The sequence below is a fragment of the Acetobacter cerevisiae genome (assembly GCF_001580535.1).
In the GTDB taxonomy this organism is placed as follows: domain Bacteria; phylum Pseudomonadota; class Alphaproteobacteria; order Acetobacterales; family Acetobacteraceae; genus Acetobacter; species Acetobacter cerevisiae.
The window spans coordinates 30,249-54,282 of record NZ_LHZA01000151.1 but is presented as its reverse complement, the minus strand read 5'-3'; the positions used below and the strand labels follow the sequence as shown (position 1 = coordinate 54,282).

The window sequence follows — 24,034 nt, the reverse complement described above, 5'->3', positions numbered from 1 at the left end:
GGCTGAAAATCCTGCTCGATAATCCTGCCGGGGGGTTATTGCGGCGGCAGAGCAAACGCCGCAAGTTCTGCGCGCAGCTGCTCAATGCCCAGCCCGGTCTCGCTGCTGGTCACGGAAAGGAAGGGGCACGCCGCAGGGTGGCGTTTGGTCAGAGCCAGAACCTCTTCTTCCTTGCGGGCCAGAGCCGTCGGCTTGACGGCATCACACTTGGTCAGCACCACCTGAAAGCTGACGGCTGCGCGGTCCAGCAGCTTCATCACTTCCAGATCATGCGGTTTGACTTCAATGCGCGCATCCAGCAGCAGCATCACCCGCCGCAGGCCGGGGCGGCCACGCAGGTAGTCAAACATCATTTCCTGCCAGTCTTCCTTGACCGACTTCGCCGCCTTGGCAAAGCCGTAGCCCGGCATATCCACCAGCATCAGCCGATGGGCGAGGTCAAAAAAGTTCAGCTGTTTGGTGCGGCCCGGCTGGGAGGACGCACGGGCCAGCGTCTTGCGGCCTGTCAGCGCGTTGACCAGCGTGGACTTACCCACGTTGGAACGTCCGGCAAACGCAATTTCCGGCAGCGTCTGCGGCGGCAACTGCCCGAGCTTCTGCGCTCCGAAAATGAAGTCGCACGAACCGGCAAAAAGCCGCCGCCCCTCTTCCAGGGCGGCGGCAATCTGCTCGTCATTCGTCAGTTCACGAAAGTCTGTTCCGGCTTCAGGCATCAGCGCTTGCTCACTACGGTCGTCTTGGCATCAGCATTTTTGTCAGCCGCCTTGAAGCGCCCGAGGATGATGAACTGCTGCAGTGCGGTCAGAAGGTTGCTCCACGCATAGTAGATCACCAGACCAACCGGCTGATGCGCCATGAAGAAGGTGAACACCAGCGGGATGAAGGCCATCACCTTCTGCTGTGCCGGGTCCATGTTGGTGGAGCTGGAGCTGATCTTCTGCATCAGGAACATGGTGGCCCCATACAGGATCGGCCATGCGCCAAGCGAGAGGATGGACAGCACCTGCGCCGGGTCAAACGGAATCAGCCCGAACAGGTTGAACACATTCGTCGGGTCGGGTGCGGACAGATCCTTAATCCAGCCAAAGAACGGCGCGTGGCGCATTTCAATGGTGACGTAGAGATCCTTATACAGACACCAGAATACCGGAGCCTGAATGAACAGCGGCAGGAAGCCCCCGAACAGATTCACGCCCTCTTCCCGATACAGGCCCATGATATGCTGCTGCATAGCCATCGGGTCGTCTTTGTAGCGGGCGCGGATCTGGTCCACCTTCGGCTTCAGGCGGGCCGTCTTCCACGTCATGCGCATCTGTTTGATGGTCAGCGGCAGGAAGAGCAGCTTCACGATCACGGTAAAGGTCAGCAGAGCCAGACCGAAGTTGCCGATCATCGTGTAGAGCCAGTCCAGCACGAAGAACACCGGGCGCGTCAGGAACGCCAGCCACCCAAAGTCCACTGCTTTCCAGAACATGGGCACATGCAGATCGTGCTCATAGCGGTCCAGCAGACGCACTTCCTTCGCACCGGCAAACACATGTGCTTCGGAAGAGGCCGTCTGGCCCGCAGCAACCTGCACCGGAGCGGTAGACGTAAAGCCAACCTGATAGGTGTGCTGAGCAGGCAGATAGGTATAAGCGCCAACAACCTGTGTGCTCTGGTCCGGCAGAACGGCCATCAGCCAGTATTTGTCGGTAATACCAGCCCAGCCGCCTGTGCCCTGATGGCTCCAGGAGACATTATCCGGCGGCACGCCGTCGTTGCGCAGGGCTTTGTAAGAGCCTTCGTTCAGACGACCATCAATGACGGAAATCGGGCCTTCATGCACCAGCATGCCGCCGGTTGTTTCCGGCGTGTAACCACGATTAACGCGATAGTACGGATACAGCGCCACCGCCTGACCCGTGGCGTTATGCACGCGCTGGGTGACGGTGAACATGAAGTCCTGATCCACCGCCAGAGCGATTTCAAACGTCAGGCCCTGCCCGTTATCCCATGAGAGGGTGACGGGATGGGTCGAATCCAGCTTCGTGTTGTCCGCTTTCCACAGCGTGCGGGAATCGGGCAGACGCACCGAGACATCGGACGGAGCACGCCAGCCGAAATCAATAAAGTCCGGCTTGGAGCCCGTGCCATCCGCCAGAACGCGCACGTCCGGGCTGTCCGGCTTGACGGTTTCCCGATATTTTTTGAGGACCAGATCATCCAGCCGCGCACCGCGCAGATTGATGGAGCCCTGCACGGCGGGCGCATCAATCGCCAGATGCGCATCCGGCCCGTTGGTCTCACTCACCGCATCGCCTGCGGATTGTGTGGATGCTGTGGAAGAAGGCTGCGCAGCACCAGACGGCGGCGCAGAAACACTTTGCGTGGTCTGCTGCGTGACAGGAGCCTTGGGCGCCTGCGGGAAGAAATAATCAAACCCGATGAGAACCGCAGCTGACAGCAGTGTTGCCAGTATCAGACGTCTTGTATCCATTGCTGGCCTGCTGGCCCCCCTGCACGAAACGGAACAGATAATTTAACCGCGAAACACGGAGTCTTCACGGCACTCTGGTTTCCAGCGCAGGATGAGCAGGAATGCAAGCCGGGAAAGCATCTTCCTGCCCTGTAGGACAGGCGGACGTCTTACTTCTGGCCGGGCTTTGCGCTCCGGTCAGCCTGAGAAAGACACAGCTGCAAGGCTTTGCGAAAATCTGCCACCAGATCCGCAAAAGAGCGGTTCAGGGTTGCAGCGCGGCCAATCAGAACCAGATCAAGGCCGTTAAGAGGTGTTTCAGTTTCCACAATGCGGACAACCTCGCGCAGCCTGCGGCGGGCGCGGTTGCGGACCACGGAGTTTCCAACTTTTTTTGTCACGGTAAAGCCAATGCGCGGTGCATTGGAGTCGGCGCGCTGAAAAAGCTGGAGCACCAGCCCCCGCACGGGCGCTTTACGCCCACGCGCGGCCAGAAAGAGAAACTCTTTCCGCTTTTTAAGGCGTTGGGAACGAACAGGCTCAGCCCCCGCTCCCTCCAGACGCTCACGCTGTTGCATGATGCCCGTAAGCCATAAAAAGCTTAAGCGGAGAGACGCTTACGGCCTTTGGAACGACGGTTGGCGATGATCTTGCGGCCACCAACAGTTGCCATACGTGAGCGGAAACCATGGCGACGCTTGCGGACCAGCCGGGACGGTTGATAAGTGCGCTTCATTGCAGCACTCCCTTCATTGATACAGATATGCAGGCAGCCCAAAGCCACCTGTCTTGAAGGGCCGGCTTATAATGTTCAGAAAGGAGAACGTCAATCATATCGGCAGAGTCCCGGCACACTCTGTGCCGACAAAAGAAGGGCTGGTCCTCCATGAGCACCTCTCAATCCCCCCTCAGCACCGTCCTGCTTCTGTTCTGCCTGCCTCTTTTAGGGGCTTTGGTGGCGGGCCTGCTGGGCCTGTCCTTCCCTGCCGGCCTGCTGCCCGTCGCCCTGACCGCAGGGCTTGGGGCCTGGCTGGGAACGCGCTTCCGGCACCCTGCGCCGACTGATTCGGGGCATATTTCCGCCCGACAGCCCGCAGAATCGCTCTCTAATGCCCAGTTCGCAGGGGTTGCTGAATCCTCAGCGCCTTCCACGGCACCTATTGCGTCGGCAAGACCAGCAGCAGAAGAAGCTCCGGTCGGTTCAGCCCCGGTCACGGCCTCGCAGCCGCCGTCGGGTCCGGCAGTGCGCCTTCAGACCTCACTCCCCACACCCGACCCTAAACTGCGCCACGATATCCGGAATATTCTCTCACCGGCGATGCTGGCGGCTGAACAGCTCGGCACCAGCACGGACCCGCTGGTGCTTAAAGCCGTCAAAACCATTGACGAGTCTCTGGACCGCGCCCTGCTCCGGCTGAAGCAGAAGCCGCAGTCCTGAGAAGCCTTAATCCGGGCGCTGGATCAGTTCGATCTTGTAGCCGTCCGGATCTTCGACAAACGCGATAATGGAGGTGCCGAATTTGACCGGACCAGCCTCTCGCGTGACCTTACCGCCCCCGGCACGCACCTTCTCCACCGCAGCCGCCACATCGGGCACACCAACGGCAAAATGCCCAAAGCCGGTGCCGACCTCATAGCCATCATCCTGCCCCCAGTTATAGGTCAGTTCGATTTCGGCCTGCCCGGCAGCATTATCCGCATAGCCAATAAAAACGAGGGTATATTTACCGTCCGGCACTTCGCGCCGGCGCAATTCATGCATGCCCAAAAGCTTGTAAAAAGCGATACTGTCATCCAGATTTTTCACCCGGACCATGGTGTGCAAGTAACTTGCCATTGCGCAGTCTCTCCTCTGTTTCGCTTTGTTTTTAGGGCGTGAGAGGCTCCGGGGTTACCGCAATCAGGAATAATCCTGCCTGATTGGCCTCGGCCACGCAGGCATCCCGATCTGTCAGCAGGGTATGCCCGGCCTCAAACGCAATGCCGCGCAGGCCCGCCAGATGCGCATTCCGCACGGTGACAGGGCCGATGGTCGGCATATCCGCCCGCTTATCCTGCCCCGGCTTGAGGAGCTTGACCAGCACCCCGCCCTCGCCCGGCTGCCGACACTCGCCAGCACGGGCCAGCATGCGGTCTGTGCCCTCCATAGCCTCTACAGCCAGCACAAGACCGTTCTGCACCACGCACCCCTGCCCGATATCCATCCGGCCCAGCGCATGCACAACCTCAATGCCACGGCGGATGTCGGCCATCGCCTGTTCATCTGGTGCAACAGCACCCAGAACGCCCGGAGGCACCACGGCATGAGACAGAAATTCGTGCGCGCCCCGCACACAAAAGCCTTCCTCACCCAGAATACGGACCAGAGCCGCCAGAAGCCCGTCATCGCCCGCAAACAGCGCCCGGCCAAGTCGGGCGAGAATGCGTGCCCCTTCAGCATCGGGATACAGGCTACGGAGCGAGGGGCGACGAATAGGACCAATCAGCACAAGGTCCGTGCATCCATGCGCCCGCAGGAGGGACAGCATCTGTCCGGCCGCGCCAAGACGTACAAGCTGATGCGGCCAGGGGTTGATCACCTCTGGCTCAGCAAATCCATCAAATCCAAGAATAAAAACCGGTCGCCCTTCTGCCGCAGCAGCTTCGGCCACGCGTGCCGGAAGCGGACCGCCCCCGGCCAGAATACCAACTGCGCCGGGCTGCGCGCTCACGCGCCCTCGGTTTCCGCCGTGCTGAAATCTCCACGTGCTACGCGGACAAGGCCGCGCCGGCTGGGAGCATCAATAAACTCAAGAATTTCGCGCACGCGGGGTTCATCCCCAAACTCGCGCCGCATGACTTCAAGACGCGCCGCAAACGGACCATCCTCGGATGCCCCTTTGGGATACAGCGTGAAGAACGCCTTGCGCATCCGGTGGATTTCAGCCGACTGCACACCATTCCGGCGCAGCCAGATCCAGTGCAGGCCGACAAGCCGCGCACGGTTCCCCAGCACGCTGCCGTACGGAATGACATCGGCTTCCACCCCAGCCACGCCGCCAACCAGCGCCGCGTGACCAATCCGCACGAACTGATGAATAGCGGCCGAACCCATGACCCGCGCATCATCCTCAATCGTCACATGGCCGCCCATGACCACGTTGTTGACGATAATCACCCGGTCACCCAGCGTGCAGTCATGCGCAACATGGGCATTGGCCATAATCAGCACATCGTCACCAATGTGCGTCAGCCCGCTCCCTACGGCGGTGCCACGATGGATGGTGACGTGCTCACGCACCACCGTACGGGCACCGACCTCACAGCGGGTCGGCTCACCTTTATATTTAAGATCCTGTGGTGCCATGCCGACGGTGCTGAATGGGAAATAGCGAGATCCCGCGCCAAGGCGCGTATGACCATCCACCACAACGTGGGAAATCAGCTCCACGTTGTCTTCAATCACCACATTCGGGCCAACGGAACACCACGGACCGATAACCACGCCACGCCCAAGCTGAGCCTCTGATGCAACAATGGCGGTTGGGTGAACACGCGCCCCCCCGTTTTCTCCTACTGCATGCACCAGTTCTACTCCTCTTTCACCTGTCTGCTTCCCGTACGCCACAATAAGCTTGCGGGAACACCTGCCCCAAAAAACGGGCGTTTTCCGGGCAGGTCAGGATATTTAGCAACAATTATCTCAAAAATAACGGGGGGCTCAACCCATGATCATGGCGCTGAACGTTGCTTCCGCCACAGAGACACCATCCACTTTGGCCACACCACGGAACTTCCACACATTGGCGCGGTGGCGTTCCTTCACAACATGGATGCGCAGCTGGTCACCCGGCTCCACAGGCTTGCGGAACTTGGCATTCTCGATTGTCATGAAATAGACAACCTTGCCCTCAAAAGCCTTACCCAGCGTCAGCACCACCAGCGTGGCCGCTGTCTGCGCCATGGCTTCAACAATCAGCACACCGGGCATGACAGGGCGCACAGGGAAATGCCCCGGAAAGAACGGCTCGTTAACCGAGACATTCTTGATACCGGTTGCTTCTTCCCCGAGCCTGATATCCACCATCCGGTCGATGAGCAGGAAAGGATATCTGTGCGGAATCGCTTGCATAATGCGCGTGACGTCAATCGCATCGATTGTCTGAACGTCCTGCTGCGATTCTTGTTTCGTCTCCACGTCCCCTAGACCACCTTTTTCAGCCGGACAGCGCCCGGTATCTGTTCAACCCTTGCCCGAACCGCCTTCTGCCGGTCCAGACGCTTTTTTGGACAGCTTGCGCAACACCGCCACATTCCGGAAAAACTCCCGGAACGGCATGGCAGGACTGCCAATCACATCAGCGCCGCCCTCAACATCAGACATCACGCCGCATTGCGCTCCAATACGCGCCTTGGCCCCAATGCGGATATGCCCAATAAGGCCTGCCTGCGCTGCGACGGTCACATAGTCTTCCAGCACAGTGGAGCCCGAAATACCGGCCTGAGACACCACGATACAACACCGTCCAAGCCGGGCGTTGTGGCCGATCTGAACCAGATTGTCGAGCCGGGAGCCTGCACCAATCACGGTATCATTCACAGAACCGCGATCAATTGTGGTGTTTGCGCCAATCTCAACATCATGCTCAAGCACCACCTGCCCGAGTTGCGGCACCGTCTCAAACCCGTTCGGCCCCACGGCAAAGCCGAAGCCATCCTGCCCGATGCGCGCACCCGGCAGAATAATCACCCGTTCCCCCAGTGTGGCGTGAGAAAGGGTGACATGGCAGCCAATGCGACAATCTGCCGCCAGCACCACGCCCTCACCCACTACAGCATGAGAATTGATGATGCAGCGCGGGCCAATTTCCGCCCGTGCACCCACCACCACAAACGGGCCAATTTCAGCAGAGGGATCCACGACCGCGCTGGCATCAACTACCGCCAGAGGGTGAATACCCGGCTGTGCCGGTGCCTTGGGGTGAAACAACCGCGCAACACGCGACCATGCCAGATACGGCGTGGAGGAAACCAGTGCAGCTGAGTGCGCCGGAACCTTGTCTGCAAAAGCCGGAGCCACAATCACCAGACCGGCTTTTGTGCCTTCCAGCAGATGGGCGTAGCGGCGGTTATCCAGAAAGCTGACATGCTGAGCGCCAGCAACCTGCAGGGGGGCGATGCCGGCATAACCCTCAGCGGGAAGAGAGCCTTCCCGCGGCGGGACCAGCGTGGCTCCGGCTGCTTCAGCCAGAGCCTGCCCGTCAAACGGACCAGACCGCGTAAAAAACCGGGGGTCAGCAGGCCCGGAAGACGCTGTGGTGCTGGTCATCCTTACTTATGCGCTGCCGGAGCGGCGGCCGGAGCCGCAGGAGCTGCTGCCGGGGCCGGGCCCGTAGCAGGCGCTTCCTGATCCGCATCTGCCGTGGTCGGCATCTTGCCAGATTTTGCCAGCACTTCCGGATCCACATTGGCGTCCGGAATAAACACGGACGGCAGCACGCCGTTCAGCTGCTTGGCCACTTCGTTGGTAATATCCTGCCCGTCCACATGCAGAGCAACCTGCTCGCTATGCAGCACGAGGTTCATCCCGTGGGAGGCGGCAACTTTCTGGATCACCTGAACCAGCTCACGCTCGATCTGGCCCAGAGAAACCTGAGCGGCTTCCTGAATGATGCGGTTGCGATTACGGAAATCGCGCTGCGCCTTCATCACGCGGTTCTGCAGGCTGCGTTCACGGTTCTGAATCTGGTCAGACGTCATGGACTTGGCCTGAGCCTGCAGGTTCTGCTGCTCATCCCGCCAGCCAGCCTGCTCTTTCTGCAGGTCCTGTGCCAGCGCATCACGACGGCCACCCAGCGTGCGTTCCACCTGCATGGCTGCACTGGACTGACGCATGACACCGGAGACACTGATCACACCAATAACGGTTGCCGGCGGAGCAACGCTCTTGGGCAGATCCTGCATGGAGGGAATGGGCGGCAGCGGCAGAACCGGCGGGGTCTGCTGCTGGTCTGCTTCGCTGCTGTCAGCCGGGGCGGCAGGCAGCGGAACCGGGGACGGTGCCCGGCGCTGGGTGTGAGCAGCCGGAGGCGCAGGCTGCTGGGCGGCCTTAGGCACAAACCAGCCACCGCCCCCAGCGTTCTGAGCCATGGCAGACGGTGCCAGCGCAACGGAAATTGACAGGAGAGCCGCAGAAAGAGCGGCTGTTCTGTTAAACTTGGGCATCATTACCTCAGAATTGCTGGCCGAAGCCAAAGCGAAGGAGCTGTGTCCGGTCATTGTGACTGCGCATGACAGGCACACCCAGATCGATATTCAGCAAGCCAAACGGGCTCTTCCAGGAGAAGCCCGCACCCGCACTTACACGCGGCCGGAGTGTGTTACCGCTGACATCAGGCTTGTCGGTATAAGGATTGATAATATTCCGCCGCACACGCAAACCGGCAACACTCCCGGAGTCAACAAAGGCACGTCCTTTTACACCCATGTCAGACAGGAACGGGATCGGGAAGTTCAACTGGGCGGACGCAGTATACATGAAGCGGCCACCAAGCAGATCTTCCGAGGAGTGGCCGTAGTAACCAATACTCCGCGGCCCGGCGCCACCGTCCAGGAAGCCTCGCAGGTTGTTACCGCCCAGATAGAAGTTATCAATGATACTGCTCTTACCATTGCCCCAGTCTGTCATGTACCCCATGCCAGCCCGGAGGGCGACCGTCCACTCATGGCTATTGGTCAGGTCATCCAGCGGAATATAGTACGCGCCATTCACCTTACCACGCAGATACCGGGTATCCCCGCCCAGACCGGCAAAATCACCACCGACGGAAACCATGTAACCGCTATGCGGCGCCATGTGGTTGTCTCGCGTGTCATAAACCAGGTTGGTGCTCAGCTGGGACAGCGTCGTCGCGCCTTTGTTGTCGAGAACATACCACGAGGACTCATCCCACGTGTTCCCGACGTTACGGCGCATCAGCGTATAACTCCAGGACTGAGACAGATAGCGGTTATAGGCATACCCCATACGCAGGGTCAGACCATACCGGCTTTCAGAATAGTTCTGATAGGTCTGGTATTTGTTCTCAATCCCGTACAGATCGATCCCCGCCACCATGTTCCGGCTCAGGAAGGCCGGATCAGTCACTGAGAAGTCAGCCTGTTTCTGCCACATGGACATGGTGCCAGACAGACCGGCATCCACACCCGTGCCCAGCAGGTTATGCTGTTTGAGGCCAATGTTACCCAGCACACCAACGTCGGTCGAGTAACCACCACCGAGCGAGAATTCACCCGTCGGCTTTTCCGTCACATTGACGGAAACGTTCGTGCGGTCCTGCGTGGACCCCTGATTTTCATCCAGCGAGACGCTTTTGAAGAATCCGAGATCTTCCAGACTCTGCTTGGCGTATTTCTTGTAGCTCGGGGTGTACGGATCCCCTTCTGCAAACGGCAGCTGGCGACGGATAACGTTATCCTGCGTGACGGTATTCCCGTTCACGTCAATCCGCTCAATATACCGGCGCGGGCCTTCGCTCACATCAAACAGCAGATTGACGGTGTGCTTTTCCGGGTTACGCGCAATTTCCGGACGCACCATAGCAAACGGATGGCCCTGAGCCTGAAGGATTTCCTCCATGTCCGTGGCATTATCCTGCACGGCCTTGCCGTCGTACCACTGGCGGGCAAACAGCTCCACATACTTACGCAGGGACTTCGCCGGGACGTGCCGCAGGCTGGAACGGATATCCACCTTGCCCAGACGGTAGCGAATGCCTTCGTTCATCGTGAAGGTCACGTAGAAGGATTTGCGGTCCGGAGAGAGTTCGCCCGTGGCGTTCTTGATCTCGAAATCCACATAGCCGTTGGCCAGATAGAAACGGCGCAGCAGTTCGGCATCATACTTCAGGCGGTCGGGGTTGTACTCATCGGACGATGAGAAGAACCGATACCAGGCAGTTTCCTTGGAGGAGACCACGCTCGCCAGACGCGCTTCGGAATACGCTTTATTGCCGACAAAGCTGATCTTGCGGATCAGCGTCTGCGGGCCTTCATTAATCTGGAAGACAACGTCCACGCGGTTATGCGCCAGACGAACAATCTGTGGCGTCACAACAGCAGCGTAACGGGCTTTCTGGGCGTAAACGTCCAGAATCTTCTGCCGGTCATCCGCTGTGGTTTCTGCCGAGAACACCGCACGCGGACGCAGAGCGATGACCTTGCGCAGGTCTTCGTCCTTCGCGGCATGATTGCCTTCAAACACAATGCGGTTGACGATCGGGTTTTCGACCAGACGCACGTGGAGGATACCCCCCTCGCGCCGCATGGTCACATCCTTGAACAGCCCTGTGGCGTAGAGCGTCTTCAAAGAGCGGTCCAGATCGTCCTGACTGAACGAATCTCCCGGACGCACCACCATGTAGGACAGCACGGTATTGGTCTCGATACGGGTATTCCCGGAGACCGTAATATCTTCAATCACCCCACCGGAATGACCGGCCAGAGTGGATGTGGATGCCGAGAGTCTGGCCTGCCGGGCAGGAGATACGGAGGCTGGTGACTGTGCACCATGATCCGTCGCCGCCGCCCGCGCGCCCTTTCCTTCCACCAGGAAGAAAGGCAGCACGCAGACAGAAACAAAGAGGGCTGAACGCTTACCCGTCAAGATTTGCCATCCTCCATCGGGGGCGTTCCCATCTCAGGAGACCTTCCCCTGTTGTTCTGTCGCCCGCAGGGGGACGTATCCGATATAACCCTTGTCACGCAAGTTCTTCCGTTCCAACCCTGCTGTAATTCAGCTTACGAGCGATGCAATCCACTTAAACAGTCCGAAACCCGACAGGTCATTAAATGTCGAAAACAAGAACAGACCTGCAAGAAGCGCGAAGCCGGCCTGAAAGCTGATTTCCTGAATCCGCTTTGAAACCGGACGCCCCCGTACAGCCTCTATGGCATAAAAAACGAGGCGTCCGCCATCAAGAAGCGGCACCGGGAACAAATTTATTAGCCCCAGATTGACAGAAAGCAAAGCCATGAACGAAAGCAGGCTGGCAAAACCATACTGAGCCACCTGCCCCGACAGCTGCGCGATCTTGAGCGGGCCGCCCAGATCCTTGGCTGTATGGCGGCCGGTCAGAATTTGCCACACGCCGTCGAGCGTTTGCACGGACGTTGTCCATGTGGCCTTCACCCCCGCCACCACAGCACCGGGCACGGAAAGCGGCTTGCCGGCTTCCGTCGCAAACATCACACCAAGCTGGCCGTGCGGTGTGGAGGAGGACGACTCCGGGGCCGTCCCGATGGTGACAGGCAGATCCACATCCTGCCCGCCGCGCCCGACGGTCAGCGTGGTCTTGGCACCGGCCTCACTCAGAATGGTAGCCTGAGCATCCTGCACGCCCGTCACCTCATGGGTGCCGATTCTGCGGATCACATCACCAGCCTGCACCCCGGCAGCAGCCGCAGCGCCGCCCGGCTGCACGGCCGCAATTTCGTTCCGTACGATGGGCTGACCAACCGAGGCGAAAATGATGGTGAACAGCAGGATCGCCAGAAGGAAATTGAACACTGGCCCTGCGACAATCACGATCGCCCGGGACCAGACGGATTTATCATGAAAGGTGCGGCCCGGAAGCCACGCGGCCTTCTGCTCCGGTGTGGCATCTTCCGGGTCTTCAAACCCATGCGGGCGGACGTAACCGCCCAGCGGGATGGGGCAGATGCGCCATTCCGTGCCGCTGCGGTCATGCCAGCGGAACAGAGCGGGGCCAAAGCCCAGAGAGAACACTTCCACATGCACCCCCCGCCAGCGCGCCGCCAGATAGTGCCCCAGCTCGTGAATGCTCACGAGCACGCCAAGCACAAAGGCGAAGGAGATGAGTGTACGGAGGTATTCGTGTATCATGATAATCCGAATATCGGCTCAGAGAGCTGTTTTCTCAAGCGGCCAGGGCAAGAGTATGGGTACGGGCCGCCTTGCGGGCTTCGGCATCCCAGTGCAGCACGGCTTCAAGCGTGTCTGCCGGGGGCGCACCCAGAGCCGTCATGGTCTGCTCGACCACGCGGGCAATGTCCAGAAAGCCAATCTGTTCCTTCAGGAAGGCTTCAACCGCAATTTCATTAGCCGCGGACAGAATGGCCGGCGCAGCACCGCCACTCCGCAGAGCCTCGCGCGCCAGACGCAGGGCCGGGAACCGCACCATGTCCGGTGCACTGAATTCCAGTGTTGCAAACGCGGCCAGATCCAGATGGCTGGAGGTCGTGCTCATACGCTTCGGCCAGGCCAGCGTGTGGGCGATGGGGATGCGCATGTCGGCTGAACCCATCTGCGCAATCAGGCTGCCATCCGTGTACTGCACCAGCCCGTGCACCACGGACTGCGGGTGCACCAGCACATCAATGCGGTCTTCCGGCAGATCGAAAATGCGGGCAGCCTCAATAATTTCCAGCCCCTTGTTGAACATGGTCGCGGAATCAATGCTGATTTTGGCACCCATGCTCCAGGTCGGGTGCTTCAACGCCTGTGCGGGCGTTGCGGCTTCCATTTCCTCCATGCTGGATTTACGGAACGGGCCGCCGGAGGCCGTCAGGATGATTTTGGCAACCTGATCGGCCTGCTTGTCGGCCATGGCCTGCGCCACCGCATTATGTTCGGAATCCACAGGCAGCAACGTGGCCCCGGCGTCTGCCACGGCGCGCAGCATGACATCGCCCGCACACACCAGCGCTTCCTTGTTTGCCAGTGCAATGGACTTGCCGTTCTTGACCGCCGCCAGCGTCGGCTCCAGTCCGGCAGCACCTGTAATGGCCGCCATGGTCCAGTCCGCCGGCAAGCCAGCCGCTGCAATCACTGCCTCACGCCCGCAGGCAACTTCGGTGCCGCTGCCAGCCAGCAGGGTGCGCAGCTCTTCAAACGCTTTTTCATCCGCCACAACGGCCAGTTCGGCTTTCAGGCTTTTGGCCTGCTCTGCCAGCTTTGCCGCATTACTGCCGCCCACCAGCGCCCGTACCCGGAACTGGTCACGCGCCTGCTCCAGCAGATCCACGGTTGAACAGCCAATGCTGCCTGTGCTTCCCAGAACGGTAACGGTTCTCATTGCGCTTTCTTTCAAACCAGATGAAGGCGGTCTGCCCCCACAGGGCCGTGCCGCATGTTGAGACTCACCCCGGCAGTTTTCCTGCCAGAAACGCGAAAACAGCGTGTGCGCCCGCCGTCCAGAACGGTGCCGGAGCCGCCACACACAAAGACACCAGAGCCGCCGCAGGTGCCGCAACAACCAGACCATCAAACCGGTCCAGCAGCCCGCCATGCCCCGGCAGCAGGGTGCCGGAATCCTTCACGCCCAGCGCGCGCTTCATAGCGCTTTCCGCCAGATCACCCGCCTGAGCCACAATGCCCAGAACAGCACCCCAGAACGCGGCGGTTGCCACACCACCCTGCCCGGAGAGAGCGGCTATCAGGCAGCCGCACAGCACAGCACCCACAAGGCCGCCCAAGGAGCCAGACCATGTTTTGCCGGGAGAAATGCGCGGGGCCAGCTTGGGGCCGCCAAACAGCCGGCCCGTCAGGTAGGCCGTGCTGTCACTCGCCACCACAACCGCGACGACAAACAGCACCGGCCACAGGCTTTCCAGCCGCAGCCAGACAAGGGCCGTGCCTGCCAGCACAATCACGCACATGACGGCACATAACTGCGCGCCGAAGACAAAAGAACTCAGGCAGAAAATCGGAAAAGCTTCCCAGCGGCCCGTAACTGCCGCCAGACCGGCCCCGATGGCCCACAGCACATAAATGCTGCCGCGCCATGATTTGGGGGACAAGCCAAACAGAATAGCCGCTTCTGCCGCCATACCGCCCATTACACCCAGAATGAGGATGTCATACAGCAGGCCGCCCATGCCAATGCACAGCCCCGCCACCAGAACCAGCACACAGGCAGACATCAGGCGGGTACGCAGGTCTCTCCAGGCAGAAGCGTCAGGCTGCGTCATGATGCAGAAGGCCTTGTGCCAAACCGGCGTTCCCGGCGGGCATAGGCCTCCAGCACGGTTGCAAAATGCCCTTCATTGAAGTCAGGCCAGAAAATATCCAGAAAAACGAGTTCCGCGTAGGCGCTCTGCCACAGCAGGAAATTGGACAGCCGGAATTCTCCACTGGTCCGCACCACCACATCCGGGTCTGGCACGCCAGCGGTCCACAGCTTGTCCGCAAACAGGGTTTCGTTAATCTCTTCGGGCTTCAGATCGCCTTGCTGCACGGACTGCGCCAGACGACGCGCCGCCTGCACAATATCGCCGCGGCCGCCGTAAGACAGGGCCAGCAGCAAGGTCAGGCGACCGTTATTGCGCGTGAGCGTTTCCGCCCGCGCCAGCTCTTCCCGCAGGCTGACGTCAAACCGCGCCAGATCGCCAATAAAGCGAATGCGCACGCCCTCGCGGTGTAGTTCCGCCACCTTATGCCGCAGGTAATAGCGCAGCAGGCTGGTCAGATCCGCAACCTCGGCAGGCTCGCGGGACCAGTTTTCGGAAGAAAACGCATACAGCGTGAGGTATTTCACACCACGATGCATGGCCGCACGCAGGCAGCGGGAGACAGCTTCCGCCCCCGCTTTATGCCCGGCCAGACGCGGCAGACCTCTCTCCAGCGCCCAGCGCCCGTTGCCATCCATAATGACGGCAACATGCGCGGGGACGACAGATTTCCTGTCTACAGTCCCGGATGATTTTGTTGGCACGGCTTCACCACCACGGGCCAGAGAGAGGAATCCCGACGCCACTGGCGTCAGACCTGCTTAATCTCGCGGTCTTTTTCAGCCAGCATGTCATCAATTTTTTTCACATACTGGTCCGTGAGCTTCTGAATGGCGTCAGACCACGTCTTGACGTCATCCTGACTGATCTCACTCTTCTTCTCAAACCCCTTGGCCTTGTCCATACCATCACGACGCACGCCACGGGCGGCAATCTTGGCCCCTTCGGCATAGCGGGCGGCAGCCTTGGCCAGTTCATGGCGACGCTCTTCCGTCAGCTGCGGAATCGGCACGCGGATCAGCTGGCCGTCGGATGCCGGGTTCAGGCCCAGCCCGGAATCACGAATGGCGCGCTCAACAGCACCCACCAGCACGCGGTCCCACACCTGTACGGTAATCATCCGTGCTTCCGGCACGGCAATGGAGGCAACCTGCGTCAGCGGCACTTCACCGCCATAGGCTTCCACGCGCACCGGCTCCAGCAGGGCCGGGCTGGCGCGGCCAGAGCGCAGGCCGGCAAAGTCACGACGCAGGCTTTCCAGAGCGCCATCCATGCGGCGCGTCAGGTCTTCCAGAAGGGCATTCAGATCAGACACGGTCTCTCTCCCGTTTCCCGACGGACCCGCACAGGTCCGTCTCATCACTCTCAACAACAGGGTCCGGCGGCAGAACGCCGCGGACACAATAGTCCGTTGGTTTTACGCGGTTTCGATAATCCGCGTGTAAGGGCCTTCTTCACGCATCACGCGCGGGAAAGACCCCGGCTCACCAATGTTGAACACAACAATCGGCAGACGATTTTCACGCGCCAGACTGATGGCTGCGGCATCCATCACGTTCAGCTGTTTGGACAGCACATCCATATAGGTCAGCTGCTCATACCGCACGGCGGACGGGTCACGCTTGGGGTCAGCCGAATACACGCCGTCCACCTGCGTGCCTTTCAGCAGCACATCACATTCCATTTCCGCAGCACGCAGAGCGGCGGCGGTATCGGTGGTGAAGAAGGGGTTGCCGGTGCCAGCCGCAAAAATCACCACCCGGCCTTTTTCCATATGCCGCACAGCGCGACGGCGGATATAGGGCTCGGCAATGGCGGACATCGCAATGGCGGACATCACCCGTGTGGGGAGTTCCTGCCCTTCCAGCGCGTTCTGCAGCAGCAGAGCGTTAATTACGGTCGCCAGCATCCCGGCGTAATCGCCCTGGGCGCGGTCCATACCTTTGGCCGCTGCGGCCAGACCGCGGAAGATGTTGCCACCGCCCACAACCAGGCAGACTTCCCACCCGCTGCGCACAACCTCGGCAACATCAGCGGCAATACGCTCAACCGTCTGCTGATCGACGCCATAAGCGCCTGACCCCATCAGGGCCTCGCCGGAAACTTTGAGCAATACGCGTTTACGGGGTGGCATCTCGCCAGTGGAAGCAGTCATTGGCCCTCAATCACGCAGATCGTCTGAAAAAGGCCCTGCCCCCATGCAGGGGCAGGACAAGTCGCCCCTCTCTTATCCTTCATGACGCAAGGCCACAAGCGGTGAGGGTCGCCTTATGGCACATCATCCAGACCAATGGCCCGCAGGCGGGCGCGCTCTTCATCCCAGCCGGAGCGCTCTTTTACATTCAGAAACAGGTGGCACGGACGCTCCAGCAGACCGGAAAGCTGCTTACGCGCGCGCTCCCCAATCTGGCGGATTTTCTGTCCGCGCTCACCAATCAGAATCGCCTTGTGCCCTGTGCGCCCAACATAAATGGTCGCGTCAATCCGCACGGAGCCGTCCGGCCGTTCCTTGTAGCTTTCCGTCTCCACTGTCGTGCCATACGGCACCTCTTCATGCGTTTGCAGGAAGATCTGCTCACGCACCAGTTCGGCAGCCAGAAGACGGTCCGGCAAATCGGTCAGATCATCTTCCGGATAAAGATACGGGCCTTCCGGCAGGCTGGCGGCCAGACGGTCCAGCAGATCTTCCACCCCGCTGCCAGAGCGGGCGCTGACCATGAAGACATGCTCCACCGTCAGCTTTTTTGTGATTTCCTGCGTGAGCGGCAGCAGTCGTTCGGGTGAGACCAGATCGGTCTTGTTCAGCACCAGCCAGACCTTGCGGCCTGTGGTGGCCAGACGTTCGATAATGCTGCTAACCGCATCTGTCAGGCCGGAGCGCGCATCCACCAGCAGCAGCGTGATGTCCGCATCTTCCGCCCCGCTCCATGCGGCTGCCACCATAGCGCGATCCAGCATGCGGCGCGGCTGGAAAATTCCGGGGGTATCCACCAGCAGAATCTGCGTGGTGCCGCGCATCAGAATCCCCAGCACACGGGCGCGGGTCGTCTGCGCCTTCGGGCTGACAATGGAGAGCTTAGCCCCCGCCATTTTGTTCAGCAGCGTGGATTTACCGGCGTTCGGTGCCCCCACCAGAGCGGCAAACCCGCAGCGTGTCGTCTCACCCATGTTGCGGGCCTCCAAGTTGTTCAAGCAGATCCGCTGCTGCGGCACTCTCGGCGGCCCGCTTGCTCCCGGCCCGCCCTTCTCCACTCCGGCCACCAGCGGTAACCTGCACCACAAACAAGGGCGCGTGAGAGGGGCCATCGGCCCCGATTGTCTTATACACCGGCAGGCTCTGCCCCCGGCCCAGAACCCATTCCTGCAAGGCCGTCTTCGGGTCCTTGGGCGGGCGGGCCTGCGCATCCAGCAGCGGCTTCCATGCCGTGCGGACAATGTTCCGGGCCGGGTCCAGCCCGCCATCCAGGAACACCGCGCCCAGCACGGCTTCCAGCGCATCGGCCACCACATTGGCGGTGCTCTGCACCCCAACGCGGGCTTCATGCGTTGCGACAGCCAGACTGGCGGGCAGATCAATCCGCTCGGCAATTTCTGCCAGCGTTGTGCGGGAGACCAGATGCGCCAGACGGGAGCCCAGCGCGCCTTCCTGCTCCGCCGGATAGCGTTCCAGCAGCCATTCCGCCATCAGCAGACCCAGCACGCGGTCCCCGATAAATTCCAGACGTTCGTTGGAGCCCATGCCCCGCGCTTTTTGCGGACGCCGCCGCCCGCCTGCGTTCTGATGCGCAGCAGAGCGATGCGTCAGCGCTTCATGCAACAGAGCCGGGTTGCTAAACTGATAGTCCAGCCGGTCCTGCAAGGCTATGGCGGCGGAGGCTTCTCCGGCGAAGAGTGCGGGGCGCTTCACGTGATGCTCCGGAAAATACGAGCCCAGCGGATTTCCACCGGCCAGTACCAGATCTGCCAGAACGGATGCGCGGACTCTACGGAGAAGAACACCCGTGACGCATGGCCAACCAGATTTTCCATCGGCACAAAACCAAGGTCTTTCGGGCCATCCCCCATAAAGCGGCTGTCCGCGCTGTCATCCCGGTTATCGCCCATGGCAAAGAAGTAGCCCGGCGGCACAACATAATCCGGCGTATTGTTCTGCGCGCCATCATCCATTAGCTTGAGCACCTGATGCGCCACGACGCCCTTGCCCCCACTGGCGGGCAACTGCTCATCACACGCCTCACCTTCCATCGGGACGTGGGATTCATCCAGTGCCGTATAGGGATGCGGGGCGAGGCAGGGCACCATTTGGTCGTTCAGATACAGATGGCCTTCCGTCACACGGATATGGTCACCCGGCAGGCCGATAATCCGTTTGACGTAATCAACCGACGTATCCTTGGTAAAACGGAACACAGCCACATCACCCCGATGCGGTTCCGCCCCCCAGATGCGCCCCTGAAACAGGTTGGGCGAGAACGGGAAGGAAAAGCGGGAATAGCCGTAGCTGTATTTGGACACCATGATGTAGTCCCCCACCTGCAGGGTCGGGATCATGGAGCCGGACGGAATCACGAAGCTTTCAAACAGGAAGGTGCGGAACAGCGTAACCACCAGCACCACGCCGATGATGGTTCTCGCATAGTCCAGCACGAGCTGCCCGATGGTTGCCGGCCCCCCTGCGCCTGATGCCGTGGGAGTCTGGTTCGGGTTGGTCATGTCCTGCACCGCCTGTCTGCGTCGTTAGGAAAGAAAAGAAAAATCGGCGGGATCAAGCCGCGCACCCCAGGGGATGTCAAGCGGGACGCCCCGAGATAATCACCTCAGCAAAGGCATACGGATGCTCGTCCGTCATGCTCAGCACCAGATGCGGCACCTGCCCCGCTGGCATGATCTGCTGCAACCGCAGCAAGGCCGCGCCGGTCAATACCAGTGTCGGCTGGCCAGAGGGCAGGTTGGCCACCCCGATCTGGCTCTGCGCCACACCCTGTGCAAACCCGGTGCCCAGCGCCTTGGCGCAGGCCTCTTTGGCGGCCCAGCGCTTGGCGTAGGCCCCGATCCGGGCCTGCCCGCTCCGGCGGTCCGCCCGCGCACGCTCCGTCGGGGTGAAGACCCGGTTGAGGAAGCGGTCCCCAAACTGTTCGATCACGCGCTCAATCCGGCGCATGTCACACAGATCCACTCCGGCAGCGATCACACTCACGCGCGCGCCCTGTCAGCCTGAGAAATACCCTGCGCGGCCCGAAGGGCGGCGATCACGGAAGACAGATGCCGCAAATCCCGCACCTCCACATCCACAAGGATTTCCATGAAATCGAGCTGCCGATGCACAATCTTCAGGTTCACCACCGACGCATCCGCTTTGGACACCGTATTGGTAATGGCGGCCAGCACGGCAGATTCGTTCTCGGCCACAATGGTAATGCGCCCCACCCGCAGCTCTCCGCTGCCGGAGCGGGCCATGGCGTCATAATCCCAGTCCACATCCAGAAAACGTTCCGGCGTGGCGGCAAAGCTTTCCAGCGTCGGGCAGGTTCGTGTGTGAATGGTCACACCCTTACCAGTAGCAACCACACCTACAATCCGGTCCCCCGGCAGGGCGTGGCAGCAGGCGGCAAAATGGACGGCGACACCCGGACCAAGCCCCACCAGCGGAATAGCCCCGCCAGACCGGCCACTGCTGGCCCCACTTGTCGCCCGTGGGCGTGGCCCGGCGGTGCCCAGAACACCCGGCAGGCCAGCCACCATGCGCGGCACACGCGGGGCGCGGCGCAGCTCCGGGTACGCCGCATGGACAACATCCCGCGCACCGAGATTATTGTTCCCCACCGACACATACAGATCCTGAAGCGAGTTCTGCTTCAGCGTCTTCAGTGTGGTTTCAATAACCTTTTCGGAGCCATCGACCCCTTCCTGACGGAAGGCCTTGGCCAGCGCAGCACGCCCGCTATCCAGATAGGTCTGGCGCTGCTGCGCGGCCACATAGCGGCGGATACGCGCCCGCGCCTTGCCGGTGACCACAAACCGCTCCCACGAGGGAGACGGCGCGCCCCCGCGAGCGGTCATGATCTCGACCTGATCCCCATTCTGCAGCTCATGCCGCAGCGGCATCAGGCGGCCATTGATCTTGGCACCCACGCAGGAATCGCCAATCTGGCTATGCACCGCATAGGCAAAATCAACCGACGTCGCCCCACGCGGCAGCGAGATCAGCTGGCCTTTGGGGGAGAAGCAGAAAACCTGATCCTGATAGAGTTCGAGCTTGGTGTTTTCCAGAAACTCATCCGGCGCGGAGGAGGCTTCCAGAATTTCCAGCAGATCCTGCACCCAGCGCGGCCGACGGAAGCCGGCAATCCCACCCCCGGCCTCAGGTTCACCTTCCTTATAGGCCCAGTGTGCCGCCACGCCGTTTTCGGCAATGTCATGCATGGCCTCGGTGCGGATCTGCACTTCAATCTTCTGGTTACGCGGGGAACGCAGCGTTACCCCGGTATGCAGGCTCTGATATCCGTTAGCCTTGGGAGTGGAGATATAGTCCTTGAAGCGGCCGGCGATAACCGGATAGGCGGCATGCACCGCCCCGAGCGCCATGTAGCAATCCTCGCGCGTATCCACCACCACACGGAACGCCATGATGTCGGACAGCTGCTCGAACGCCACATTATGCCGCTGCATCTTCTCCCAGATGGAATACGGAGACTTTTCCCGGCCAGAGACGTGAACATTCTTCAGCCCGGCTTCTTCACACAGGCGCAGCAGTTCCCGCCGCACCTCTTCAATCACATCGGCCCCCTGCCCGCGCAGATAGTTCAGGCGGGCGCGGATGGTGGCGTCTGCTTCCGGCTCAAGCTGGGCAAAGGAGAGGTTCTGCAGCTCGGTCTTGACCCGATCCATACCGATACGTTCGGCAAGGGGGGCGTAGATATCGAGCGTTTCCCGCGCAATACGCTGGCGGCGGTCCACCCGCTCCACAAAATGCAGCGTGCGCATGTTGTGCAGGCGGTCCGCCAGTTTGACCAGAAGAACGCGGATGTCCTTCGACATCGCCAGCACGAGCTTGCGGAAATTTTCGGCTTGTTTGGTGCGGTCAGACTGGAGTTCCAGCCGGGTCAGCTTGGTGACACCATCCACCAGATCCGCCACCGTGGGGCCAAACTGTGCCCGCAGGTCTTCCTGCGTGATGCCGGTATCTTCAATGGTGTCGTGCAGCAGAGCCGTGAGAATGGAGGGCACGTCCAGCCGGAAGCCGGCCAGAATCATCGCAACCGCCAGCGGGTGCGTTATGTACGGGTCACCATTATCACGAAGCTGGCTCTCATGAGCCTTTTTCGCCACGGCAAAAGCGCGGCGAATACTCTCCAGATCAGCATTGGGCGCGTAACCACGCACAACGTTGATCAGCCGGTCACACGTAATGTCTCCACGCCCGGAAGGCTCAGGAGAAACCGGCACGGGGGTGGAGTCCCCCGTTGCAACAGGCAGAAGCGCAGAACCGGCTGAGGAGTCTGCCTCAGACACCAAAGTCCCGGTCCTGTTGTCGCCCCCCGCCTGCGTCACACGCTCTTACCGCCGTGCGCGCCCGCTGAGAGCGGCTTCAATCGCACCGGCATCATCAGAGGCCTCTTCTTCCGGAGAGACTTCCTGCAGACCAAAGATGTTCTGTTCGGTCGGGACCAGATCCTGCACTTCTTCATCCACAGGCTCGGGCTCGGGCTCACGGGCCTGAGAGCGGATCAGATCATTGCGCAGATCGGACAGTTTGACAGTTTCGTCCGCGATTTCGCGCAGGGCGACAACCGGATTCTTGTCATTATCCCGGTCAATGGTAAGCTCTTCCCCGCGGGAGATGTTGCGGGCGCGCTGCGCCGCATACAGCACCAGCTCAAAGCGGTTCGGGACTTTCTCAACGCAGTCTTCGACAGTGACGCGTGCCATTACGAAGAGCCTCCAGGTAATTCAGGTAAAAAATTCAGAAAGAGCATTGTAACGCATCCCCCCACCCCTAGGAAGTCCTTATTCCTGAATCCGGCGGATTTCCTGCTCTGCGACATCCGGCACCATGTCCGCCAGCGTTTTCCCGCTAGAAGGGTGCACCCACTCGGGCGCCACATCCTGGATGGGCAGAAGCACAAAGGCCCGCTCATGCGCACGCGGATGTGGCAGAGTAAGATGCGAATCATTCTGACAAAGGGAGCCGTATGTGATAAGATCAAGATCTAACGTGCGGGCTGCATTTGGTATGGAACGCTCGCGACCGAAGCGTGTTTCTATAGTCTGAAGCGCGTGTAGCAGGGCCTCGGGCCCAATCCTGGCGACCCCCCGAACCACACCATTGATATAAGGAGGCTGACCGGAAGGTGGGACAGGAGCACTTTCATACCAGGCTGACACAGCCTCTATACACAACCCCGGTACGTCTTGCAGCGCAGCGACAACCCGCTGGCATGTCTCACGCGCCACCTGACCCGCGTAAGGCAGATTTGCCCCTATCGCAATCAGGACGGTTTCTGGCTCATCCGGGGTTTTTGTCAGGCCTGATATAAATGCCATAGCTGATGTATCTTTTTTTCTGAACACGGGTATAATCCGCCACCCTTACCGTTAAACCCCTGAATGCGATAGATTTTTAACCAACATTCAAAACACCTTATCATCTAATTTAGAGGAAAAAACTCCAATGAATCTCAAAAAAGAAGAGAGGACCTGCCTCTTCATTGATGGCTCCAGCCTTTATTCAACATCCCGCGGTCTGGGGTTTGATGTCGATTATAAAAAGCTGCTGGACTTCTTCACATCCAAAACACACATCATCCGCGCTTATTATTACGCCGCCATTCTGGATACGGAAGACTATTCACCCCTTAAACCGCTGACGGACTGGCTGTCCTACAACGGCTATTTTCTGGTGACCAAACCCGCCCGCGAATTTACCGATTCCACCGGCAAGCGCCGCGTGAAGGGCAATATGGAAATCGAAATTGCCGTGGATATGATGGAAATGGCGCCGCATATCGACCACGCCATTCTCTTCACCGGCGATTCGGATTTCCGCCGTGTGGTAGAAGCCGTGCAGCGTCAGGGCACCCGTGTTTCCGTGGTGTCCTCCATGCGCTCCTCCCCGCCGCTGATTGGGGATGACCTGCGTCGTCAGGCCGACAACTTCATGGAGCTGGCAACCATTGCCAACAACTTCACGCGGCGGCAGCAGGCAGACACCCAGCGCCCCCGCGTGGGCAACCCCTCCCCTATCCGCCACCCCGCAGATCAGATGAGTGAGCCGGATCTGGACGACGACGAGACCGATATTCTCTGATCTATCCGAGCGAGTGGCCCTTTTCCAAACGCCACCCGCATGACTGATCCGTTTTAAGACACTACCCCTGCTTCAGCTGGTCCTTCCCCTTTTCGGACCACGCTGGCAGGGGTATTTTTTAGTGGACTGTGCCGGCCACCTGATTTTCTGTAAAAAAAATTTCAGACAAACGGAAAAAAAGCCGGTGCCATGCGTTCTATTCAACTCTATCATGCAGAACAGAAGTCCCTGGCCACGACCGAAGCCTGCACCCTTATGAG

Annotated in this window: 26 protein-coding genes; 2 read left to right on the top strand and 24 right to left on the bottom strand. The window is 60.1% G+C overall.

Annotated features, from left to right (window positions below):
* Positions 1–35 precede the first annotated feature (35 nt).
* From yihA to rpmH, 4 genes are all read right to left on the bottom strand, one after another.
* Positions 36–713 carry a ribosome biogenesis GTP-binding protein YihA/YsxC gene (yihA, locus tag AD928_RS10095; RefSeq protein ID WP_043551935.1) on the bottom strand — a complete coding sequence of 226 codons (678 nt, stop codon included), beginning with the start codon at positions 711–713 and terminating at the stop codon, positions 36–38.
* Positions 713–2,479: a membrane protein insertase YidC gene (yidC, locus tag AD928_RS10090; RefSeq protein WP_062250260.1), complete on the bottom strand. Its 1,767-nt coding sequence runs from the start codon at positions 2,477–2,479 to the stop codon at positions 713–715. Before yidC ends, yihA begins: the two co-directional genes overlap by 1 nt.
* A gap of 149 nt (positions 2,480–2,628) precedes the next feature.
* The gene (rnpA, locus tag AD928_RS10085) at positions 2,629–3,036 is read right to left on the bottom strand and encodes a ribonuclease P protein component (RefSeq protein ID WP_061507818.1); all 408 of its coding nucleotides are present in this window, start codon (positions 3,034–3,036) and stop codon (positions 2,629–2,631) included.
* A 23-nt stretch (positions 3,037–3,059) separates the two neighbouring features.
* Complete coding sequence (gene rpmH / locus AD928_RS10080; protein ID WP_043553126.1) at positions 3,060–3,194, bottom strand: 50S ribosomal protein L34; 135 nt, start codon at positions 3,192–3,194, stop codon at positions 3,060–3,062.
* Positions 3,195–3,344: 150 nt separating this feature from the next.
* On the opposite strand from rpmH, the gene AD928_RS10075 reads away from it, so the two are divergent.
* On the top strand, positions 3,345–3,896 hold the full coding sequence (locus tag AD928_RS10075) for a hypothetical protein (RefSeq protein ID WP_062250259.1): 552 nt from the start codon (positions 3,345–3,347) through the stop codon (positions 3,894–3,896).
* Between the two features lie 6 nt (positions 3,897–3,902).
* Here the strand turns inward: AD928_RS10075 and gloA are convergent, their stop codons facing one another.
* The 20 genes from gloA to folK all read right to left on the bottom strand — a co-directional run bounded on the left by gloA (position 3,903) and on the right by folK (position 23,011).
* Positions 3,903–4,295 carry a lactoylglutathione lyase gene (gloA, locus tag AD928_RS10070; protein ID WP_061507820.1) on the bottom strand — a complete coding sequence of 131 codons (393 nt, stop codon included), beginning with the start codon at positions 4,293–4,295 and terminating at the stop codon, positions 3,903–3,905.
* Between the two features lie 31 nt (positions 4,296–4,326).
* Complete coding sequence (locus AD928_RS10065; RefSeq protein ID WP_062250257.1) at positions 4,327–5,169, bottom strand: LpxI family protein; 843 nt, start codon at positions 5,167–5,169, stop codon at positions 4,327–4,329.
* Positions 5,166–6,023: an acyl-ACP--UDP-N-acetylglucosamine O-acyltransferase gene (gene lpxA, locus AD928_RS10060; protein ID WP_062250255.1), complete on the bottom strand. Its 858-nt coding sequence runs from the start codon at positions 6,021–6,023 to the stop codon at positions 5,166–5,168. The genes AD928_RS10065 and lpxA overlap by 4 nt, the downstream gene beginning before the upstream one ends.
* Before the next feature lie 135 nt (positions 6,024–6,158).
* Positions 6,159–6,635 carry a 3-hydroxyacyl-ACP dehydratase FabZ gene (fabZ, locus tag AD928_RS10055; protein ID WP_082779567.1) on the bottom strand — a complete coding sequence of 159 codons (477 nt, stop codon included), beginning with the start codon at positions 6,633–6,635 and terminating at the stop codon, positions 6,159–6,161.
* 45 nt (positions 6,636–6,680) lie between these two features.
* A complete protein-coding gene (lpxD, locus tag AD928_RS10050) occupies positions 6,681–7,766 on the bottom strand; it encodes a UDP-3-O-(3-hydroxymyristoyl)glucosamine N-acyltransferase (RefSeq protein ID WP_061507823.1) in 1,086 nt (361 codons plus the stop codon).
* 2 nt (positions 7,767–7,768) lie between these two features.
* Positions 7,769–8,665 (bottom strand): OmpH/Skp family outer membrane protein, encoded by an 897-nt coding sequence (locus AD928_RS10045; protein WP_082779568.1) that lies wholly within the window; start codon positions 8,663–8,665, stop codon positions 7,769–7,771.
* Positions 8,666–8,669: 4 nt separating this feature from the next.
* Entirely contained in the window at positions 8,670–11,102 is a 2,433-nt protein-coding gene (bamA, locus tag AD928_RS10040; protein ID WP_061507825.1) for an outer membrane protein assembly factor BamA, read from the bottom strand.
* 129 nt (positions 11,103–11,231) lie between these two features.
* Positions 11,232–12,344 (bottom strand): RIP metalloprotease RseP, encoded by a 1,113-nt coding sequence (rseP, locus tag AD928_RS10035; RefSeq protein ID WP_197459218.1) that lies wholly within the window; start codon positions 12,342–12,344, stop codon positions 11,232–11,234.
* Between the two features lie 31 nt (positions 12,345–12,375).
* Entirely contained in the window at positions 12,376–13,533 is a 1,158-nt protein-coding gene (gene dxr, locus AD928_RS10030) for a 1-deoxy-D-xylulose-5-phosphate reductoisomerase (RefSeq protein ID WP_062250253.1), read from the bottom strand.
* A gap of 64 nt (positions 13,534–13,597) precedes the next feature.
* Positions 13,598–14,428, bottom strand: a complete 831-nt coding sequence (locus tag AD928_RS10025) for a phosphatidate cytidylyltransferase (RefSeq protein WP_062250251.1) — start codon at positions 14,426–14,428, stop codon at positions 13,598–13,600.
* On the bottom strand, positions 14,425–15,105 hold the full coding sequence (uppS, locus tag AD928_RS10020; RefSeq protein ID WP_231866212.1) for a polyprenyl diphosphate synthase: 681 nt from the start codon (positions 15,103–15,105) through the stop codon (positions 14,425–14,427). The genes AD928_RS10025 and uppS overlap by 4 nt, the downstream gene beginning before the upstream one ends.
* A gap of 113 nt (positions 15,106–15,218) precedes the next feature.
* The gene (gene frr / locus AD928_RS10015) at positions 15,219–15,827 is read right to left on the bottom strand and encodes a ribosome recycling factor (RefSeq protein WP_373320542.1); all 609 of its coding nucleotides are present in this window, start codon (positions 15,825–15,827) and stop codon (positions 15,219–15,221) included.
* 57 nt (positions 15,828–15,884) lie between these two features.
* On the bottom strand, positions 15,885–16,622 hold the full coding sequence (gene pyrH, locus AD928_RS10010) for a UMP kinase (protein WP_043551915.1): 738 nt from the start codon (positions 16,620–16,622) through the stop codon (positions 15,885–15,887).
* Positions 16,623–16,735: 113 nt separating this feature from the next.
* Complete coding sequence (gene era, locus AD928_RS10005; protein ID WP_061507828.1) at positions 16,736–17,635, bottom strand: GTPase Era; 900 nt, start codon at positions 17,633–17,635, stop codon at positions 16,736–16,738.
* Entirely contained in the window at positions 17,628–18,374 is a 747-nt protein-coding gene (gene rnc / locus AD928_RS10000; RefSeq protein WP_061507829.1) for a ribonuclease III, read from the bottom strand. Before rnc ends, era begins: the two co-directional genes overlap by 8 nt.
* Positions 18,371–19,180 (bottom strand): signal peptidase I, encoded by an 810-nt coding sequence (gene lepB / locus AD928_RS09995; protein ID WP_062250249.1) that lies wholly within the window; start codon positions 19,178–19,180, stop codon positions 18,371–18,373. Before lepB ends, rnc begins: the two co-directional genes overlap by 4 nt.
* A gap of 76 nt (positions 19,181–19,256) precedes the next feature.
* Positions 19,257–19,664, bottom strand: coding sequence for a holo-ACP synthase (acpS, locus tag AD928_RS09990; protein WP_061505339.1), 408 nt, complete (start codon positions 19,662–19,664; stop codon positions 19,257–19,259).
* Positions 19,661–21,913 carry a RelA/SpoT family protein gene (locus AD928_RS09985; protein WP_062250310.1) on the bottom strand — a complete coding sequence of 751 codons (2,253 nt, stop codon included), beginning with the start codon at positions 21,911–21,913 and terminating at the stop codon, positions 19,661–19,663. The genes acpS and AD928_RS09985 overlap by 4 nt, the downstream gene beginning before the upstream one ends.
* A 111-nt stretch (positions 21,914–22,024) precedes the next feature.
* A complete protein-coding gene (gene rpoZ, locus AD928_RS09980; RefSeq protein WP_061507831.1) occupies positions 22,025–22,396 on the bottom strand; it encodes a DNA-directed RNA polymerase subunit omega in 372 nt (123 codons plus the stop codon).
* Between the two features lie 78 nt (positions 22,397–22,474).
* Positions 22,475–23,011 (bottom strand): 2-amino-4-hydroxy-6-hydroxymethyldihydropteridine diphosphokinase, encoded by a 537-nt coding sequence (gene folK / locus AD928_RS09975; RefSeq protein WP_062250248.1) that lies wholly within the window; start codon positions 23,009–23,011, stop codon positions 22,475–22,477.
* Between the two features lie 127 nt (positions 23,012–23,138).
* Here folK and AD928_RS09970 point away from each other — a divergent pair, with 127 nt between their 5' ends.
* Positions 23,139–23,774: a LabA-like NYN domain-containing protein gene (locus AD928_RS09970; protein ID WP_061507833.1), complete on the top strand. Its 636-nt coding sequence runs from the start codon at positions 23,139–23,141 to the stop codon at positions 23,772–23,774.
* Positions 23,775–24,034: the final 260 nt, after the last annotated feature.

Coding starts and splice junctions, on each gene's coding strand:
- lpxD (WP_061507823.1), bottom strand. CDS start 7,766: ATGACCAGCACCACAGCGTCTTCCGGGCCTGCTGACCCCCGGTTTTTT.
- rpmH (WP_043553126.1), bottom strand. CDS start 3,194: ATGAAGCGCACTTATCAACCGTCCCGGCTGGTCCGCAAGCGTCGCCAT.
- lepB (WP_062250249.1), bottom strand. CDS start 19,180: ATGACCAACCCGAACCAGACTCCCACGGCATCAGGCGCAGGGGGGCCG.
- AD928_RS10075 (WP_062250259.1), top strand. CDS start 3,345: ATGAGCACCTCTCAATCCCCCCTCAGCACCGTCCTGCTTCTGTTCTGC.
- AD928_RS09970 (WP_061507833.1), top strand. CDS start 23,139: ATGAATCTCAAAAAAGAAGAGAGGACCTGCCTCTTCATTGATGGCTCC.
- uppS (WP_231866212.1), bottom strand. CDS start 15,105: ATGGATGGCAACGGGCGCTGGGCGCTGGAGAGAGGTCTGCCGCGTCTG.
- dxr (WP_062250253.1), bottom strand. CDS start 13,533: ATGAGAACCGTTACCGTTCTGGGAAGCACAGGCAGCATTGGCTGTTCA.
- folK (WP_062250248.1), bottom strand. CDS start 23,011: ATGGCATTTATATCAGGCCTGACAAAAACCCCGGATGAGCCAGAAACC.
- AD928_RS10025 (WP_062250251.1), bottom strand. CDS start 14,428: ATGACGCAGCCTGACGCTTCTGCCTGGAGAGACCTGCGTACCCGCCTG.
- gloA (WP_061507820.1), bottom strand. CDS start 4,295: ATGGCAAGTTACTTGCACACCATGGTCCGGGTGAAAAATCTGGATGAC.
- frr (WP_373320542.1), bottom strand. CDS start 15,827: ATGAGACGGACCTGTGCGGGTCCGTCGGGAAACGGGAGAGAGACCGTG.
- AD928_RS10045 (WP_082779568.1), bottom strand. CDS start 8,665: ATGATGCCCAAGTTTAACAGAACAGCCGCTCTTTCTGCGGCTCTCCTG.
- yihA (WP_043551935.1), bottom strand. CDS start 713: ATGCCTGAAGCCGGAACAGACTTTCGTGAACTGACGAATGACGAGCAG.
- rpoZ (WP_061507831.1), bottom strand. CDS start 22,396: ATGGCACGCGTCACTGTCGAAGACTGCGTTGAGAAAGTCCCGAACCGC.
- yidC (WP_062250260.1), bottom strand. CDS start 2,479: ATGGATACAAGACGTCTGATACTGGCAACACTGCTGTCAGCTGCGGTT.
- era (WP_061507828.1), bottom strand. CDS start 17,635: ATGGGTGAGACGACACGCTGCGGGTTTGCCGCTCTGGTGGGGGCACCG.
- pyrH (WP_043551915.1), bottom strand. CDS start 16,622: ATGACTGCTTCCACTGGCGAGATGCCACCCCGTAAACGCGTATTGCTC.
- rnpA (WP_061507818.1), bottom strand. CDS start 3,036: ATGCAACAGCGTGAGCGTCTGGAGGGAGCGGGGGCTGAGCCTGTTCGT.